Raw genomic sequence first — 18,619 nt, forward strand, 5'->3', positions numbered from 1 at the left:
GTTCGGCGGCGCACGACGCAAGGTTCTAGAAACTGGAGAGACTCATGGGACAGTACGCCGCCCCCTTACGCGACATGCAGTTCGTGCTGCACGAACTGCTGAACGTGGAAGCCGAACTAAAGCGCATGCCGAAGCATGCCGACCTGGACGCGGACACCATCAACCAGGTGCTCGAAGAAGCCGGCAAGTTCTGCTCCGAAGTCGTGTTTCCGCTGAACCAGAGCGGCGACCGCGAAGGTTGCACCTACGAGGGCGACGGCGTCGTCACGACGCCTTCGGGCTTCAAGGAGGCGTATCGTCAGTACGTCGAGGCGGGCTGGCCCGCGCTCGGCTGCGATCCCGAATATGGCGGCCAGGGGCTGCCCGCGTTCGTCAACAACGCGCTTTACGAAATGCTCAACTCGGCGAATCAGGCGTGGACCATGTATCCGGGCCTTTCGCACGGCGCGTACGAATGCCTGCACGCGCACGGCACGCCGGAGCAGAAAGCGACGTATCTCTCGAAACTCGTCTCGGGCGAGTGGACCGGCACCATGTGCCTGACCGAACCGCATTGCGGCACCGACCTCGGCATCCTGCGCACGAAGGCCGAGCCGAATTCCGACGGTTCTTACGCGCTGACCGGCACGAAGATCTTCATTTCGAGCGGCGAACACGACATGGCCGAGAACATCGTCCATCTGGTGCTCGCGCGGCTGCCCGGCGCGCCGTCCGGCACGAAAGGCATTTCGCTGTTCATCGTGCCGAAGTTCATCCCGGACGCGAGCGGCGCGCCGGGCGAACGCAACGGCATCAAGTGCGGCTCGATCGAGCACAAGATGGGCATTCACGGCAACGCGACCTGCGTGATGAATCTCGACGGCGCGAAGGGCTGGCTCGTCGGCGAAGCGAACAAGGGCTTGAACGCCATGTTCGTGATGATGAACGCGGCGCGTCTGGGCGTCGGCATGCAGGGCTTGGGACTGACGGAAGTCGCGTATCAGAACTCGCTCGTCTACGCGAAAGAGCGCCTGCAAATGCGCTCGCTCACCGGCCCGAAGGCGCCCGAGAAGCCGGCTGATCCGATCATCGTCCATCCGGATGTGCGCCGCATGCTGCTCACGCAGAAGGCGTATGCCGAAGCGGGCCGCGCGTTCGCGTACTGGGCCGCGCTCAACATCGACAAGGAACTCTCGCACGAAGACGAAGCCGCGCGCCGCGAAGCCGCCGATTTCGTCGCGCTGCTCACGCCGGTCATCAAGGCGTTCCTGACCGACAACGCGTTCGAAGGCACGAACCTCGCCATGCAGATTTACGGCGGCCACGGCTTCATCTCCGAGTGGGGCATGGAGCAGTACGTGCGCGACGCGCGCATCAACATGATCTACGAGGGCACGAACTCCATTCAGGCGCTCGACCTGCTCGGCCGCAAGATTCTCGGCGACATGGGCGCGAAGCTGAAGCGTTTCGGCAAGCTCGTGACGGATTTCGTCGAAGAGGAAGGCGTGAAGCCGGAGATGCAGGAGTTCATCAACCCGCTCGCGGATATCGGCGAGAAGGTGCAGAAGCTCACGATGGAAATCGGCATGAAGGCGATGCAGAACCCGGACGAAGTCGGCGCCGCAGCCGTGCCGTATCTGCGCACGGTGGGCCATCTGGTGTTCTCGTACTTCTGGGCGCGCATGGCGCGCGTCGCGCTCGACAACGCCGCATCAGGCGATGCGTTCTACAAGGCCAAGCTCGCCACCGCGCGCTTCTACTTCGCGAAGCTCCTGCCCGAAACGGCTTCGACCATCCGCGCCGCGCGCGCGGGCGCGAAGCCGATGATGGACTACGACGAAGCCTTGTTTTAAACACAAGCGCAACGCAACGGTTCGACTCTTCGAACCGCGACATCCCAATCAAACGGCTCGTGGCGCAATCGACTTCGACTGCGCCGCGGGCAAAAAAGCAAACCCCATACGGAGGCTTTCCCGTGAGCACCCTGAACATCCGCAAAGTCGCTGTGCTCGGCGCAGGCGTGATGGGCGCGCAGATCGCCGCGCATCTCATCAACGCGCGCGTGCCCGTGCTGCTTTTCGATCTTCCCGCGAAGGAAGGTCCGAAGAACGGCATCGCGCTCAAGGCCATCGAGAATCTAAAGAAGCTCTCGCCCGCGCCGCTCGGCATGAAGGACGACGCGCAGTACATCGAGCCCGCGAACTACGAAGACGACATCGCGCGCCTTGCAGAGTGCGATCTCGTGATCGAAGCGATCGCCGAGCGCATGGACTGGAAGCACGACCTCTACAAGAAGGTCTCGCCGCACATCGCGCCGCACGCCATCTTCGCGAGCAATACGTCGGGCTTGTCGATCACCGAGCTCTCGCACGGCTTCTCCGATGAACTCAAGGCGCGTTTCTGCGGCGTGCACTTCTTCAATCCGCCGCGCTACATGCATCTGGTCGAACTGATTCCGACCGAATCGACCAAGCCCGAGATTCTCGACCAGCTCGAAACGTTCCTGACGAGCGCCATCGGCAAGGGCGTCGTGCGCGCGAAGGACACGCCGAACTTCATCGCGAATCGCGTGGGCGTGTTCTCGATTCTCGCCGTGATCGCCGAGAGCCAGAAGTTCGGCCTGCGTTTCGACGAAGTGGACGACCTGACCGGCGCGCGCCTCGGCCGCGCGAAGTCCGCGACGTTCCGCACGGCGGATGTCGTCGGCCTCGACACGATGGCGCACGTCATCAAGACGATGCAGGACAACTTGCCGGACGATCCGTTCTTCCCGGTCTACGCCACGCCGCCCGTGCTCGCCGAACTGGTGAAGAACGGCGCGCTCGGGCAGAAGACAGGCGCGGGCTTTTATCGCAAGGAAGGCAAGGCGATCAAGGTGCTCGACCCGCAGACGGCGCAATACGTCGAAGCGGGCGCGAAGGCGGACGAACTCGTCGGCCGCATTCTGAAGCGCCCGCCCGCCGAGCGCCTCAAGCTGCTGCGCGAAACCGACAACAAGCAGGCGCAGTTCCTCTGGGCCATTTTCCGCGACGTGTTCCATTACATCGCGGTGCATCTGGAATCGATCGCGGATAACGCGCGCGATGTCGATCTCGCAATCCGCTGGGGCTTCGGCTGGAACCAGGGCCCGTTCGAAAGCTGGCAGGCGGCGGGCTGGCAGCAAGTCGCGCAATGGGTGCAGGAAGACATCGACGCGGGCAAGGCGCTCTCTAAAGCGCCGCTGCCCGCCTGGGTGCTCGACGGCCCGGTCGCCGAGAAGGGCGGCGTGCACACGAACGAAGGCTCGTGGTCGCCGCAGGCTCGCCGTTTCGTCGCGCGCTCGACGCTTCCGGTCTACCAGAAGCAAGTGTTCCGCGCGCCGCTCGTCGGTGAAAGCGGCGCCGATCCGAAGACGTATGGCAAGACGCTCTTCGAAACCGACAGCGTGCGCGCCTGGCTCGATCGCGACGACGGCGACGTGGTCATCGTCTCGTTCAAGACGAAGATGAACACCATCGGTCCGGGCGTGCTCGACGGCCTCACGCAAGCCATCGAACTCGCGGAGAAGGAGTATCGCGGCGTGGTGATCTGGCAACCGACTTCGCTCACGCTCGGCGCGCCGGGCGGTCCGTTCTCGGCGGGCGCGAACCTTGAAGAAGCGATGCCCGCGTTCATGATGGGCGGCGCGAAAGGCATCGAGCCATTCGTCAAGAAGTTTCAGGACAGCATGATGCGCGTGAAGTACGCGAACGTGCCGGTGGTCTGCGCCGTGTCGGGCATTGCGCTCGGCGGCGGCTGCGAACTGATGCTGCATTCGGCGAAGCGCGTCGCGCATATCGAAAGCTATATCGGACTGGTGGAAGTGGGCGTGGGTCTCGTGCCGGCGGGCGGCGGGCTGAAGGAAGCCGCGTTGCGCGCGGCCGAAGCCGCGAGCGCCGTCAACGCAACGAGCGATCTGCTCAAGTTCCTGCAGAAGCCGTTCGAAGACGCGGCGATGGCGAAGGTCTCCGGCTCCGCGCTCGAAGCACGCGCGATGGGCTATCTGAAGCCGTCGGACACGATCGTCTTCAACGTGCACGAGTTGCTCGACATCGCGAAGAAGGAAGCGCGCGCGCTTGCGGATTCCGGCTACCGCGCGCCGCTGCGCGCAAAGCAGATTCCGGTCGCGGGCCGCTCGGTGCTGTCGACCATCAAGGCGTCGCTCGTCAACATGCGCGACGGCCGCTTCATCAGCGATCACGACTTCCTGATTGCGAGCCGTATCGCGGAAGTGGTGTGCGGCGGCGACGTGGACGGCGGCAGTCTCGTCGACGAGGAATGGCTGCTTGGACTGGAGCGCCGCGCGTTCATCGAACTGCTCGGCACGCAAAAGACGCAGGAACGGATCATGGGCATGTTGCAGACCGGCAAGCCGGTTCGCAACTGAGCGCGCGGACTATCGGAGCTGGTTATGAGCAAACAATTGCAGGAAGCATATATCGTTGCCGCGAGCCGCACGCCGATCGGCAAGGCGCCGCGCGGCGTGTTCAAGAACACGCGCCCGGACGAGCTGCTCGTCCACGCGATCAAATCTGCGGTCGCGCAGGTGCCGGGGCTGGATACCGGCGTGATCGAAGACGCCATCGTCGGCTGCGCGATACCCGAAGCCGAGCAGGGCCTGAACGTCGCGCGCATGGGCGCGCTGCTCGCCGGACTGCCGCAGACGGTCGGCGGCGTCACGGTGAACCGCTTCTGCGCGTCGGGTCTCACCGCGCTCGCGATGGCGGCGGACCGCATTCGCGTCGGCGAGGCCGATGCGATTCTCGCAGGCGGTTGCGAGTCGATGAGCATGGTGCCGATGATGGGCAACAAGCCGTCGCTGTCGCCGCATATCTTCGAGCGCAGCGAGGACATCGGCATTGCGTACGGCATGGGCCTGACCGCCGAGCGCGTCGCGGAACGCTGGAAGGTGAGCCGCGAGGCGCAGGACGCGTTCGCGGTGGAGTCGCATCGCAAGGCGCTGGCGGCGCAGCAGTCGGGCGAATTCGCCGATGAGATCGCCGCCTACACGCTCGACGAACGCTTCCCGGATCTCGCATCGGGCGAAGTGCGCGTGAATGCGCGCGAGATCGCGTTCGACGAAGGCCCGCGCGCGGACACGTCGCTCGACACGCTCGCGAAACTGCGCCCGGTGTTCGCCAACAAGGGATCGGTGACGGCGGGCAACAGCTCGCAGACGTCGGACGGCGCGGGCGCGCTGATCGTGGTCTCCGAGAAGATCCTGAAGCAGTTCGATCTGACGCCGCTTGCGCGCTTCGTGAGCTTCGCAGTGCGGGGCGTGCCGCCGGAAATCATGGGCATCGGGCCGAAGGAAGCGATTCCGGCCGCGCTCAGGAACGCGGGTCTGACGCAGGACGACCTCGACTGGATCGAACTGAACGAAGCGTTCGCGGCGCAATCGCTCGCGGTGATCAACGACCTCGGCCTCGACACGTCGAAGCTGAACCCGCTCGGCGGCGCGATCGCGCTCGGGCATCCGCTCGGCGCGACGGGCGCGATCCGTTCCGCGACGGTGATCCACGGCCTGCGCCGCCGCAATCTGAAGTACGGCATGGTGACGATGTGCGTCGGCACCGGCATGGGCGCGGCGGGCATTTTCGAGCGGATGTAATCGGGCGGCCCGCGGGCGGCTTCGCTCGCGGGCCAACAACAGGAGGAGACGCCGCATGGATATCGTCATCGAACGAGCGCAAGGCGTGCTGAGCATCGTTTTGAATCGCGCCGAGAAGAAGAACGCCATCACGGCGGCCATGTATCAGGAAATGGCCGACGGCCTGTACGAAGCGGAGAACGACCCGACGGTACGCGCGGTGCTGCTGCGTGGTAACGGCGGCGCGTTCAGCGCGGGCAACGATCTCGAGGACTTCCTGAACGATCCGCCGAAGAATCTCGACGCGCCCGTGTTCCAGTTCCTGCGACGCCTGAGCGGCATGCCGAAGCCTATCGTCGCGGCGGTGGCGGGCGTGGCGGTCGGCATCGGCACGACGATGCTTTTGCATTGCGATATCGTCTACGCCGCGAAGAACGCGAAGTTCTCGCTGCCGTTCGTGCAACTCGGGCTGTGTCCGGAGGCGGCGTCGAGTTTGCTGCTGCCACGCATCGCGGGGTATCAGCGCGCGGCGGAAAAGCTGCTGCTGGGCGAGGCGTTCGACGTGAACGAAGCGATCAGCATGGGCTTCGTCAACGGCGCGATGGATGCCGCCGAACTCGATGCGTATGCGTTCGAGCGAGCGAGACGGTTGGCGGCGCTGCCGGCGTCATCGCTCAAAACGGCGAAGGCGCTGATGAAGGGCGAGCAACGCAACGAAGTGGCCGCGCGCATGGAAGAAGAGGCGGCGCATTTTTCGCGGATGCTTGCAGGGCCGGAGGCGCGGGAGGCGTTTGCCGCGTTTTTGGAGAAGCGGAAGGCGGATTTCAGCCGGTTTCAGTGATGCCGTGCCGCTGACGAAGCGGCCCGCAGCCGATGCCGTTCAAGCGGAGACACGTTCCATGCGACTCGTACCGCTCCTTCTCGCAACGCTTGTCTGCGCGACCGTGCCCGCGTGGGCGGACTCGTCGGCGTGCATGGACAACGCGAGCACGCAAATGGCGATGGACGAGTGCGTGGTCCGCGAATTGAAAGCCGCGGACCAAAGGCTCAACGACACCTACCGCACGCTGCTGTCGAAGGTGAGCAAAGAAGGCGCGGAGCAATTGCGCAAGGCGCAGCGCGCGTGGCTCGCATGGCGCGACGCGCAATGCGCGTTCGACACCATGGGCACGCGCGGCGGCAGCATCAATTCGATGCAAACCGCGATGTGCGTCGAAACGCTGACGCAAGCGCAAACCGCGCATCTCGCCGCGCAGTTGCACTGCAAGGAAGGCGACGTGTCGTGCGGCGGTCAGTGAGCGCCGCCTTCGCTCCACCTTCTACTCCACCTCATACTCCACGAACCCCGCCTCCCGCGCAAAACTCACGAGCCGCAACCCCGCCTGCTTCGCGATGGCAATAGCGAGCGACGTCGGCGCGGAGATGGTCGCGACCATCGGCACGCCGACGCGCGCCGACTTGCGCACGAGTTCATAGCTCGCGCGACTCGACAGAAACACGAAGCCCTGCGTCGTGTTCTCGCGCCGGAGCACGAGTTCTCCGATGAGCTTGTCCAGCGCGTTATGACGGCCGACATCTTCGAACGCATACCGCACCGCGCCGGTTTCATCGCACCAGGCGGCGGCATGCAGGCCGCCGGTGAGCTTCGTCAAGCGCTGATGCGCCGGGAGCTCGCGAGCCGCCCGCTCGATGGCATCCGACGCGACGCGCGCCAGAAAGCCGGTATCCGGCACGCGCTCCGGCTGAAGATCGAGCAAGTCGATGCTCTCGATGCCGCACACGCCGCAGCCCGTGCGCCCCGCGAGCGCGCGACGCTTGTCCTTCAGCGACGCGAATGCCTGCTGCACGACTTGCAGATGCACTTCGGCATGCGGCAGCGCGTGACCGTCGTCGCGGTAATAGACTTCGATGTCGTGAATATCGCTGCCACGCTCGACAATGCCTTCGGTCAGCGAAAAGCCCACGGCGAACGCTTCGAGATCGCGCGGCGTGCACATCATCACCGCGTGCGAGATGCCGTTATAGACGAGCGCGACGGGCCATTCCTGACCGACGTTATCGTTTGCGACGGCGCTTTGTCCGCCGCGATGTCTTCGCACGCGCCGTTCGACATAGCCCGGCTGTTCCTCAGTTTCCAGTGGGTCCACCTTGTTCTCCCTACACTGCGTGGTCCGGGTATGAGCATTGCTAATCAAACCTGCTGCTTGCACGGTTTCAGCCCAGTACCAAGCCCTACAATAACTTAAGCGGGCGATGGGCGCCGGCGCCCGCCCCTCACTCCAATGAGGCTACGCCATGGGACTTTACGATACCGCTCGTCTCTTCGGGTTCGAGGTCGAATCCTCGGACAATCTGCGCTTCATTCCGCTCTCGGTACGCTTCAATCTCGACCGCTTCGGCATGCGCATCACGCTCGATCAGTGGCAGATGCTTCCGTATGACGATCGCGTGCTGCTCGCGCGCTTTCCGGTCGAAGACGATATCGAACTGGAGAAGAACTTCGACCTCGCGCTCGAAGAAATGCTGAAGACGCACGCGAATGCCGCGCCGGAAAAAATCGAGCGCGACGCCGATCCGGTCTGGGCGCATGCCGACGCCGTGCCCGAAGCCGTCATCCGCCAGAGCAGCCTCGCGGGCCTGAGCGCGCCGAGCCTCTCGCGCTGGGCCGCGCTCGACCGCTTTCAGCGTTACGCGCTCGCCAAGCTCTCGCGCAATACCGACAAACTTAATCACGACTTCCTGCCCGCCATGCGCGAATTCGGTCTCGCCGAATGAGCGTATGCGCATCATGAGCGGCTGATTTTCGCGGGCAGCCCTCAAGCCCGCGCGAAAGCTGCCGTTATCCGCGTTATCCATCAATCGCGGTGCGAGCCTGCCGGTTCGCGCCGCGCTTTTGCGTGGGCGCGCGCCGGGCATGACGCTCGCGGCGCGGCCACCGCAGCAAAGGAACCGCTTGCCGCTCATGACTCGTTTCCTCTCCGGGCGTTTCCTCGTGAACGTCGCCGTCGTGCTGGCCGCGCTCGGCGCGAACGCATTCGTCGCGTGTCAGCGAATCGTCGATCTGCGCGCGACCAACGCGAGCACGCTCCGCTCGATGAGTCTGCTGCGCGACCTCGCCGCGTATCGCGGGGCGCTCGGCGAGGCGCTCACGCAACTGAGCCGCTTCGAGGCGACGGGCATCGCCGAGCCGGCCGCGCAGCACGAAGCGCGCGAGAAGCATCTCGACGCGCTGGAAAGCGGGCTGCGCGCGCAGTTTGCGATGCAACCCGGCGCAGGCGACGCGTTCGATGCGCTCGCCGCGCGCGCGGCCGCCATGCGCTCCGACGCGAATCTGGCCGACGAGCGCACGCGCCGCGCAAGCGCCGATGAATCGCGCGCCTGGGCCGACACCGCGTTCGTGCTGCTCTCCGAAGACCAGCAGGCGCTCGACGATGCGCTCGCGGCGCTGCGAGACCGCATCGACACCGCGACCACGGCGGCGCTCGACCGCTCCGCGCAGGCATCGGGCGGCGCCATGCTGCTGCTCGCGTTCACGATGCTGCTCGGCAGCGGCGCGCTCATCACGCTTTTCGTGACTCACGAGCGTTCGGCGCGCGAGAAGATCGGGCTCGCGCGGGCGAAGCATCGCAGCAACGAGCGCTTTCGCAGCATGTTCGAGGCGCATCCGGTGCCGATGTGGATCGTCGATCGCGAGACCATGCGCTTCGTCGCCGTGAACCCGGCGGCGCGCGAGCATTTCGGCTACTCGGAAGCCGAGTTCATGGAGATGACGCTGCGGGATCTGCACGTCGCCGACGACTTCGACCGTTTCGCCGCGCGGCTCGCGCGCAGCGAAGGCGAGACGGGCGAAGCGGGAGAGCGCGCGACGCACGGCCAGCGTTCGGGTGGCGTGTGGCGTTACCGGCATCGCGATGGCGCGACCATCAGCGCGGACGTCTCGCATCACGCGCTCACGTATTCGAACCGGCCGGGCCTCTTCATGCTGGCGAACGACGTGACCGACCGCATCAACGCTGAAGCCGAGGCGCGCCGCTCGAACGAGATGCTCGAAACGATCATCGACAACATTCCGCAGCGCGTGTTCTGGAAGGACCGCGATCTGCGCTATCTCGGCTGTAACAACGCGTTCGCCCGCGACGCGGGGCTCGCGTACAACGAGCAGATCGTCGGCAAGACGGATTACGAACTGCCGTGGAGCGCCGCGGCCGACATGATCCGCGCCGACGATCAGGAGGTGGTTCTGACCACCGTGCCGAAGATGCACCACGAGCACGACGTGCTCGTCGGCGACACGCTGCATACGGTCGTCATCAGCAAGCTGCCGCTGATGGACGGCGAAGGCGAGACCATCGGCGTGCTCGGCTCCTATCACGACGTGACCGACCGCAAGCGCGCCGAACTCGCGCTGCGTCTGCAAAGCCGCGCGCTGGATGCGAGCGTGAACGCCATTCTGATCACCGGCGTCGTGAACGGCGCGCATGTGATCGAGTATGCGAATCCCGCGTTCAAGCGCATCACGGGCTACGACCCGAGCGAAGTCATCGGCCGCGATTGCAGCTTTCTGCATGGCCCGGACGGCGAGCAGGAAGGGCTCACCTCAATTCGCCGCGCGCTCGCCGTCAACGCGGAAGCGAGCGTCGTGCTGCGCAACTATCGCAAGGACGGCGGGCTTTTCTGGAATCAGTTGTTCGTCGCGCCCGTGCCCAACGCGCAAGGGCACACGACGCATCACATCGGCATCATCAACGACGTGACCGACCTGATGAACTATCAGGAGCAGCTCGAATATCAGGCGAATTACGACACGCTCACGCGCCTGCCCAACCGCAACCTGCTGCGCGACCGCCTGCAACGTGCGATCGATGAGGCGCGGCGGCGCAACTCGCAGATCGCGGTCGTGTTCATGGACCTCGACGGCTTCAAGAACGTGAACGACAGCCTGGGACATAGCGTCGGTGACAGGCTGCTCGCGGTGATCGGCGAGCGGCTCGCGCGCTCGGCGCGTTCCGGCGATACGGTGGCGCGTCATGGCGGCGACGAGTTCGTGATCGTGCTGCCGGATCTGGCCGACGAAGCCGCGCTTACCGCGTGGATGGAGCGCACGCGCGCGACGATCTCCGAGCCCATCTGGCTCGACGAAACCGAGCTTTACGTCGGTTGCAGCATGGGCGCGAGCGTCTTCCCACAGGACGGCGACGACGCCGAAACCGTGCTGAAGAAAGCCGATCTCGCGATGTATCGCGCGAAGGACATGGGCCGCAACACGTATCAGTTCTATCAGCCGGAGATGAACGCGAGCGTCGGCGCGCGGCTCGATATGGAGCGGCGACTGCGGCGCGGGCTGCGCGACGGCGAATTCCTGCTGCATTATCAGCCGCAAGTCGATATGGCGACGGGCGCGATCGTCGGTATCGAGGCGCTGGTGCGCTGGCGCGATCCGGAGCAAGGGCTCGTGTCGCCGGCCGCGTTCATTCCGGTGGCGGAAGAGTGCGGGCTGATCGGGCCGCTCTCGGAATGGGTGTTGCGCGAGGCGTGCCGTCAGAACAAGGCGTGGCAGGACGCGGGGCTGCCGCCCGCGCGCGTGTCGGTGAATCTGTCCGCGCGACATTTCCAGCAGCGCGATATCGCGACGCTCGTCACGTCCGTGCTCGCGGAAACCGGGCTCGCGCCGCATTATCTGGAGCTCGAACTGACCGAAAGCGCGATCATGCGCAACGCCGAAGACGCCGTGATGATGCTCTCCGAGCTATCGGCGCTCGGCATCGGCATTGCGATCGACGACTTCGGCACCGGCTATTCGAGCCTGTCGTATCTCAAGCGGTTTCCGGTGCATCGGCTGAAAATCGACCGGTCTTTCGTCGCGGATATCGGCTCGTCGGGCGACGACGAAACGATCACCTCCGCGATCATTGCGCTCGCGCATTCGCTGGAACTTCAGGTGATCGCGGAAGGCGTCGAGACGCCCGCGCAGCACGAATTCCTGCGCGAGCGTGATTGCGACGAGATGCAGGGCTTTCTGTTCTCACGCCCGATGCCGCAGGAAGCCATTCCCGGCTTGCTGCGGCACGGCGTGCTGGCGAACTGAGCGCGCTCAGTCGAGCGGAGGCAGGGCGCGCGGGCGGCGGTCGTGGTCGGTGGCGACGTAGGTGAGCGTCGCTTCCGTCACCTTGACGACCTCCTCCGCGAGACTCATGCGCTGCGCGAAGACTTCGACGGAAACGGTGATCGACGTATTGCCGGTCTTCACGATATCCGCGTAGAAGCTCAACAGATCGCCGACGAATACCGGCTGCTTGAAGAGAAACGAATTGACCGCGATGGTCGCGACGCGGCCGTTCGCGCGGCGGCTCGCCGGGATGGAGCCCGCGATGTCGACTTGCGCCATGATCCAGCCGCCGAAGACGTCGCCGTGCACGTTCGCGTCGGCAGGTTGCGGCACCACGCGCAGCGCGACGGGTTTCTGAGGTAGCTTGGAATCTTGCGGCATGAGAGGGTCCCGGTTGACGTCGTCGTTCCGTGCAGAAGGTGGCCGCGAGCGTGGCCGTGATCCTTCTGCGACAATGCATGAGTTATAAGGATAGGCCCCGCCTTCGGCGGCCGGCCTTCGGCAAATTGTACGGGAAGCACGCGCCCGCGTGCGCCCGCTTGAAGACAAGCAAAAGGCGTCCCCGCGCCGCGCGCGACGCGCCTTCTCCACTCGAACACATGCGCCGCTATTCCAACACCGAGCCCGGTCCGGTCGCACAAGGTCCGCGCAACGACTGGCAGACGATCCGCTCGCTGCTGCCTTATCTCACCACTTACAAATGGCGCGTCGCGTTCGCGCTGACGTGCCTGATCGGCGCGAAGGTCGCCAATCTCGGCGTGCCGATCGTGATGAAGCGCATCGTCGATAGCCTCGCCTCGATGCAGCATCTCACCGCGCTCGGCCGCGCGCATGATGCGCCGGGCATCGTGCTGATCGGCGGCATCGGGCTGCTCGTGATCGCCTATGCGGGCGTGCGGCTGTCGACTTCGCTCTTCACCGAACTGCGCGAACTGCTCTTCGCCAAAGTGACCGAAAGCGCCGTGCGGCAACTCGCGCTGAAGGTGTTCCGCCATCTGCATTCGCTGTCGCTGCGGTTTCATCTGGAGCGGCAGACGGGCGGCATGTCGCGCGACATCGAGCGCGGCACGCGTGGCATTCAGCAACTCGTCTCGTATTCGCTGTACAGCATCTTGCCGACGCTCGTCGAGGTCGGGCTCGTGCTCGCGTTTTTCGTGACGAAGTACGAGGCCTATTACGCGATCGTCACGTTCATCGCGCTCTGCACGTATATCGCGTTTACGGTGAAAGTGACGGAGTGGCGCACGCACTATCGACGCACGATGAACGAGCTAGATTCGAAGGCCAATTCGCGCGCCATCGATTCCCTGCTCAACTACGAGACGGTGAAGTACTTCGGCAACGAAGAATGGGAAACGCGCCGCTACGACGAAAATCTGCAGCGTTACCGCGCGGCGGCGATCAAATCGCAGCGGTCGCTTTCGATGCTGAACTTCGGGCAGCAGACGATTATCGGCCTCGGGCTCGTGTTCATTCTCTGGCGTGCGACGCAGGGCGTGATGGCGGGGCGGCTCACGCTCGGCGATCTCGTGCTCATCAACACGTTCATGCTGCAGCTCTATATTCCGCTGAATTTTCTCGGCGTGGTGTATCGCGAGTTGAAGCAGGCGCTGACCGACATGGACCGCATGTTCACGCTGCTCGGCGCGGGCCGCGAAGTGCCGGATGCGCCGAACGCGCCGCCGCTCGACGTGACAGGCGGCGAGGTGCGTTTCGAGAACGTGAGCTTCGCGTATGAACCCGCTCGGCAGATTCTGCATAACGTCGATTTCACCATCGCGGCGGGCACGACGACCGCGGTCGTCGGCCATAGCGGCTCGGGGAAATCCACGCTCGGGCGGCTGCTTTTTCGCTTCTACGATCTGGACCGCACGACGGGCGGGCGCATCGTCATCGACGGGCAGGACATTCGCGATGTGACGCAGGATTCGCTGCGCGCGTCCATCGGCATCGTGCCGCAGGACACCGTGCTCTTCAACGATTCGATCTACTACAACATCGCGTACGGACGGCCTTCCGCGAGCCGCGAGGAAGTGATGGCGGCGGCGCGCGCAGCGCATATTCACGACTTCATCGAAGCGTTGCCGGCGGGTTACGACACGACCGTCGGCGAGCGCGGTTTGAAGCTGTCGGGCGGCGAGAAGCAGCGCGTGGCGATTGCGCGCACGCTGTTGAAGAACCCGCCGATCCTTATCTTCGACGAAGCGACATCCGCGCTGGATTCGAAGTCCGAGCGCGCCATTCAGCGCGAACTCGATTCCATCGCCCGCGAGCGGACGACGCTCATCATCGCGCACCGGCTCTCGACGGTCGTGCATGCCGAGCAGATCATCGTGATGGATCATGGGCGCGTGGTCGAGCGCGGCACGCATGCGGAGTTGCTCCGGGCGGGCGGACTCTTTGCGCAGATGTGGGCGTTGCAGCAGCAGCGGACGGTCGAGCCTGTGGTCGAACAGGACGATGCAGCGAAGGTTTGAAGGAAAAATCTGAAAGTCGCGGTCGCACGGCCGCGGCTAGCCGAAGCTGGTATATGTTCTCGCGGGATTGTTTAGTCGTACTGTGGAAAAGGCATCGCACTGATTTATCGTTATCGTCTTCTGCGTGCTGATTATCTATCGGTAAATGCGTATTCCGGCTGGTGGCTAGCCACCGAACTGCTGCCCATCGTGAACTTCATCATGCTGTGGGTCTTCGCCTTCGCGCGCTGGCCGGCAATCGAGAGCGATCGCCGGCCCATGAATTGCCGCATCATTCCATCGCGTGCGCGCCGTTGATCGCGACGGCGTCGTGTCCTTGCGCTGATGTTGCCGACCACCGCAGCCATTGCGAACGCAGCAGGAATAGCGCGCCGAACGCGCCCGTCGCGAGCACGCCGAACGTCGCGAATCCCATCTGATAGCTGCCGGTGCTTTCCTTCGCGATGCCCATGATGACCGGCAGATAGAAGCCGCCGATGCCGCCCGCCGCGCCGACGATGCCGGACAGCAGCCCGGTCTTTCCCTTCCAGCGATGCGGCACGAGCTGGAACGTCGAGCCGTTGCCGAGCCCGAACGCGAGATACAGGCACACGAGCAAGCCGAGGCCGCCCGCGACCGGCGGCATCCAGATGGCGAACGCGAAATCGGCGGCGGCGATGACCGCGAGCAGCACGAGCAACGCGCGCACGCCGGTCACGCGATCCGCGACATAGCCGCCGAACGGCCGCACGATCGCGCCGAGAAACGCGAGCAGCGACATGAAGAGCCCGGCTTCGAGCTTCGGCATCTGATAGAGCGAAGTCAGCAGCAGCGTCACATACGAGGACATGCCGACGAACCCGCCGAACGTGATGCTGTAGATGAGCATGATGACCCACGTATCGCGTTCGCCCAGCACCGAACGATAGCGGCGCGGCAGCACCGCAATGGCGATGAGCGCGCCGAGCACCGGCAGCAGCAGGACGCCCGTGCGTCCCGCGCCGAACACGCCGCCGTGTACCACGAGCACGAGCACGACGAGACTCACGAGCGTCACGGCGAAGCTGGCGAGCGCGCGCATCGTGCTGCCGGTTTTTTCGCCCGCATCCGACGCCCATGCGAACAGCGCGGCAGCCGTGATCGCGAGCAGCGGCAGCGCGGCGGCGGTCGATAGCTTCCAGCCGAAGGCATCGGCCAGATGCGGGAACAGGAAGCCGTCGAGCACCGCGCCGATGTTGCCGGCGGCGGCGAGGCCCAAGACGAGCCCCTGCACCTTCGGCGGATAGTTGCTGCCGGCCATCGGCAACGCGACGGCGAAGCTCGCGCCGCCCATGCCGAGAAACACGCCGAGCACGAGCAAGAGCGCATACGACGGCACGCCGGGAACGAGCGGCAGCACGACCGACGGGATCGACGAGAGCAGCACGCCCATGAGCGCGACGCGGCGGCCATCGGTCGATTGATACAGATTGCCGAGCGTCACGCGCAGGATCGCGGCGGCCAGCACCGGCACCGCGACGAGAAAGCCCTGTTGCGCCGCCGACATCGCGATGTCGCGCCCGATGAACGGCGCGAGCGGCCCGTACAACACCCAGACGGTGAAGCCCGTATCGAAGTAGAGGAAGCAGGCGAGAAGCGAGCGCCAGTTGCCGCTCTTGAGCGATGCAATGAGATTGGACATGAGGGTTCCGGGTGGGCGCTGTCGCGCTTATGGCGTGGTGTTCACGGCGGCCCGGATTTTTGCAAGCATCATGCCAATTTGCGCCGATGCGGCGCGCCTCAATGCGGGCGGCTCGGCACGCGCAGAACGAGCGAACGCGCCAAGACAGAAGCCGCACCTCGCCCGTGCGGCATGCGTGCGCGTGGTGCGGGCAGGCCTCGGCTTGAATCATCGGACGCGGCCGCGCCCGCTAAAATGCCTGCTTCCCGCATCCGGCGCGGCACGGCGCGACTCCAGCATGGAACTCAAATGGCTCGAAGACTTCGTTTCGCTCGCGGAGACGCGCAGCTTCAGCCGCTCGGCCGAGCTTCGCCATATCACGCAGCCTGCGTTCTCGCGGCGCATCCAGGCGCTCGAAGCATGGCTTGGCACTGAACTGATCGACCGTTCCGTCTATCCGACGCGGCTCACGCAAGCCGGACAGGTGTTCTACGAGCAGGCGCTCGCGATGCTCTCGCAGTTCCACGAAGCGCGCACGCTGTTGCGCGGGCAGGGCGGCGCGCCGGCGGCGACCATCGAATTCGCGGTGCCGCACACGCTCTCCCTCACCTACTTTCCGCGCTGGTTGCAGCATATCGAGGCGCGGCTCGGACGCATTCGCACGCGGCTGCGGGCGCTCAACGTGCACGACGCGGTGCTCTCGCTGGTCGAAGGCGGCTGCGATCTCGTGATGGGTTATCACCATCCGAGTCATCCGGTCGCGCTCGATCCCGCGCGCTACGACATGCTGACGCTCGGCCTAGAACCGATCAGCCCGTTCTCCGCGCCGAACAAGGCGGGACGCGCGCGCTACACGCTGCCCGCCAGCGCCGATGCGCCCGTGCCGTATCTCTCGTACACACCCAACGCTTACCTCGGCCGCATGACCGAAGTGATCATCGCGACGGCGCCCGCGCGCCTGCACCTCGACAAAGTGTATGAAACGGATATGGCGGAAGGTCTCAAGGCGATGGCGCTCGCGGGCCACGGCGTCGCGTTCCTGCCGCATAGCGCAGTGGAAGATGCGGTCGAGGAAGGGCGGCTCATCCGGCTCGACCGGGGAACGCGTGGAACGCCCGCCGGTCAGTTCACATTGACGATGGAGATTCGCCTCTATCGCGACAAGATGGCTTCGCAAGGCGACGATCCGCGTCAGGCGCTCGTCCGTGCGCTATGGGACGCAGTCGGTGACGAACTGCTGAAGGCATCGATGGAAACGCCCGCCGCGTAAGGCTTTCGGAGGTTATGCAAGAAACGCATGATCGGATAAGGAAACGGCATTGGATTTGGAAACGCCGTTTTTCGACAATTGACGTATTCCACAAACCGCTGGAGCATCAATGTCCTCTCCGAAGCTTGACCATGCCATTCCCTCGTATCTGCACGCCGACGATCTCGGCCCGTGGGGGAACTATCTGCGGCAGGTCGATCGCGTGGCGCCGTACCTCGGCTCTCTCTCGCGCTGGCTCGAAACCCTCAAGCGTCCGAAGCGCATCCTGATCGTCGATTGCCCGATCGAGCTGGATAACGGCACGGTCGCGCACTTCGAAGGCTATCGCGTGCAGCACAACACGTCGCGCGGTCCCGGCAAGGGCGGCGTGCGGTATCACCAGGACGTGACGCTTTCGGAAGTCATGGCGCTGTCCGCGTGGATGTCGGTGAAGAACGCGGCGGTGAACGTGCCGTACGGCGGCGCGAAGGGCGGCATCCGCGTCGATCCGCGCACGCTCTCGCGCGGCGAACTGGAGCGCGTGACGCGCCGCTACACGAGTGAAATCGGCATCATCATCGGGCCGAACACGGACATTCCCGCGCCGGACGTGAACACGAACGAGCAGATCATGGCGTGGATGATGGACACCTACTCCATGAACCAGGGCCAGACGGCAACGGGCGTCGTGACCGGCAAGCCGATCTCGCTCGGCGGCTCGCTCGGCCGCAAGGAAGCGACGGGGCGGGGCGTGTTCGTCGTCGGCACGGAAGCGGCGCGGCGCGTCGGGCTGGAGATCGAAGGCGCGCGCATCGCGGTGCAGGGCTTCGGCAACGTCGGCGGCATCGCGGCGCGTCTCTTCGAAGAAGCGGGCGCGCGCGTGATCGCGGTGCAGGATCACACCGGCACGCTCTATAACTCGAAAGGCATCAACACGGTGGCGCTCGCCGAGCACGTCGCGCAAAGCGGCGGCGTCGGCGGTTTCGCGGGCGCGGACCCGGTGTCGAAGGACGAGTTCTGGACCATCGAAAGCGACATCCTGATCCCGGCCGCGCTCGAAGGGCAGATTACCGAGCAGAACGCGCCGAAGATCAAGACGAAGATCATCGTCGAAGGCGCTAACGGTCCGACCACGACCGCAGCCGACGACATCCTGCACGACAAGGGCGTGCTCGTGATCCCGGACGTCGTGGCGAACGCGGGCGGCGTGACGGTTTCCTACTTCGAGTGGGTGCAGGACTTCTCCAGCTTCTTCTGGACCGAAGACGAGATCAACCAGCGCCTCGAGCGCGTCATGCGCGAAGCGTTCGCCGCAGTGTGGCAAGTGGCGAGCGAGCAGCAGGTTTCGGTGCGCACGGCGGCGTTTATCGTCGCGTGTACGCGCATTTTGATGGCGCGCGAGATGCGCGGCCTGTACCCCTGATCGCATGCAAAAGCGCGTTCATCGTAAGCGCGGCGAGGGGGGGGGGGGGGGGGGGGGCCCCCCCCCCCCAAAAAACTGGGGGGGGGGGGGGCCGCCGCCCCCCCCCCTTTTTATATAAAATTACTAAAAATAACGACT

At 64.9% G+C, this 18,619-nt stretch carries 13 protein-coding genes; 10 read left to right on the plus strand and 3 right to left on the minus strand.

Going from position 1 to position 18,619, the window contains the following annotated elements; translation table 11 throughout:
• Positions 1-44 precede the first annotated feature (44 nt).
• From NCR34_RS02390 to NCR34_RS02410, 5 genes are all read left to right on the plus strand, one after another.
• A complete protein-coding gene (locus tag NCR34_RS02390) occupies positions 45-1,832 on the plus strand; it encodes an acyl-CoA dehydrogenase C-terminal domain-containing protein (RefSeq protein WP_248321141.1) in 1,788 nt (595 codons plus the stop codon).
• Between the two features lie 122 nt (positions 1,833-1,954).
• Positions 1,955-4,384, plus strand: a complete 2,430-nt coding sequence (locus NCR34_RS02395) for a 3-hydroxyacyl-CoA dehydrogenase/enoyl-CoA hydratase family protein (RefSeq protein ID WP_250499021.1) — start codon at positions 1,955-1,957, stop codon at positions 4,382-4,384.
• A 24-nt stretch (positions 4,385-4,408) separates the two neighbouring features.
• Positions 4,409-5,608 (plus strand): acetyl-CoA C-acyltransferase, encoded by a 1,200-nt coding sequence (locus tag NCR34_RS02400; RefSeq protein ID WP_248321145.1) that lies wholly within the window; start codon positions 4,409-4,411, stop codon positions 5,606-5,608.
• 55 nt (positions 5,609-5,663) lie between these two features.
• Complete coding sequence (locus NCR34_RS02405) at positions 5,664-6,428, plus strand: enoyl-CoA hydratase (protein ID WP_248321146.1); 765 nt, start codon at positions 5,664-5,666, stop codon at positions 6,426-6,428.
• A 58-nt stretch (positions 6,429-6,486) separates the two neighbouring features.
• On the plus strand, positions 6,487-6,885 hold the full coding sequence (locus tag NCR34_RS02410) for a lysozyme inhibitor LprI family protein (protein ID WP_248321148.1): 399 nt from the start codon (positions 6,487-6,489) through the stop codon (positions 6,883-6,885).
• Positions 6,886-6,906: 21 nt separating this feature from the next.
• Here NCR34_RS02410 and fdhD read toward each other — a convergent pair whose 3' ends face one another.
• Complete coding sequence (fdhD, locus tag NCR34_RS02415; protein ID WP_248321150.1) at positions 6,907-7,734, minus strand: formate dehydrogenase accessory sulfurtransferase FdhD; 828 nt, start codon at positions 7,732-7,734, stop codon at positions 6,907-6,909.
• A 148-nt stretch (positions 7,735-7,882) separates the two neighbouring features.
• Here fdhD and NCR34_RS02420 point away from each other — a divergent pair, with 148 nt between their 5' ends.
• Entirely contained in the window at positions 7,883-8,362 is a 480-nt protein-coding gene (locus NCR34_RS02420) for a nitrate reductase associated protein (protein WP_206467491.1), read from the plus strand.
• A 187-nt stretch (positions 8,363-8,549) separates the two neighbouring features.
• Positions 8,550-11,672, plus strand: coding sequence for a sensor domain-containing protein (locus NCR34_RS02425; RefSeq protein ID WP_248321152.1), 3,123 nt, complete (start codon positions 8,550-8,552; stop codon positions 11,670-11,672).
• Between the two features lie 6 nt (positions 11,673-11,678).
• On the opposite strand, the gene NCR34_RS02430 is transcribed toward NCR34_RS02425, so the two are convergent.
• A complete protein-coding gene (locus NCR34_RS02430; RefSeq protein WP_248321154.1) occupies positions 11,679-12,074 on the minus strand; it encodes an acyl-CoA thioesterase in 396 nt (131 codons plus the stop codon).
• Positions 12,075-12,292: 218 nt separating this feature from the next.
• On the opposite strand from NCR34_RS02430, the gene NCR34_RS02435 reads away from it, so the two are divergent.
• Entirely contained in the window at positions 12,293-14,170 is a 1,878-nt protein-coding gene (locus tag NCR34_RS02435) for an ABCB family ABC transporter ATP-binding protein/permease (RefSeq protein ID WP_248321155.1), read from the plus strand.
• A 271-nt stretch (positions 14,171-14,441) separates the two neighbouring features.
• Here the strand turns inward: NCR34_RS02435 and NCR34_RS02440 are convergent, their stop codons facing one another.
• Positions 14,442-15,830, minus strand: coding sequence for an MFS transporter (locus NCR34_RS02440; RefSeq protein WP_248321157.1), 1,389 nt, complete (start codon positions 15,828-15,830; stop codon positions 14,442-14,444).
• A 277-nt stretch (positions 15,831-16,107) separates the two neighbouring features.
• Between NCR34_RS02440 and NCR34_RS02445 the strand changes: the two genes are divergently transcribed.
• Both NCR34_RS02445 and NCR34_RS02450 read left to right on the plus strand, forming a co-directional pair.
• Positions 16,108-17,079: a LysR substrate-binding domain-containing protein gene (locus NCR34_RS02445; RefSeq protein ID WP_248321159.1), complete on the plus strand. Its 972-nt coding sequence runs from the start codon at positions 16,108-16,110 to the stop codon at positions 17,077-17,079.
• A gap of 109 nt (positions 17,080-17,188) precedes the next feature.
• Positions 17,189-18,481: a Glu/Leu/Phe/Val family dehydrogenase gene (locus tag NCR34_RS02450; protein WP_248321161.1), complete on the plus strand. Its 1,293-nt coding sequence runs from the start codon at positions 17,189-17,191 to the stop codon at positions 18,479-18,481.
• Positions 18,482-18,619 lie beyond the last annotated feature (138 nt).

Origin of the sequence: Caballeronia sp. GAWG1-5s-s (assembly GCF_023631445.1) — a bacterium.
Classification (GTDB): Bacteria; Pseudomonadota; Gammaproteobacteria; order Burkholderiales; family Burkholderiaceae; genus Caballeronia.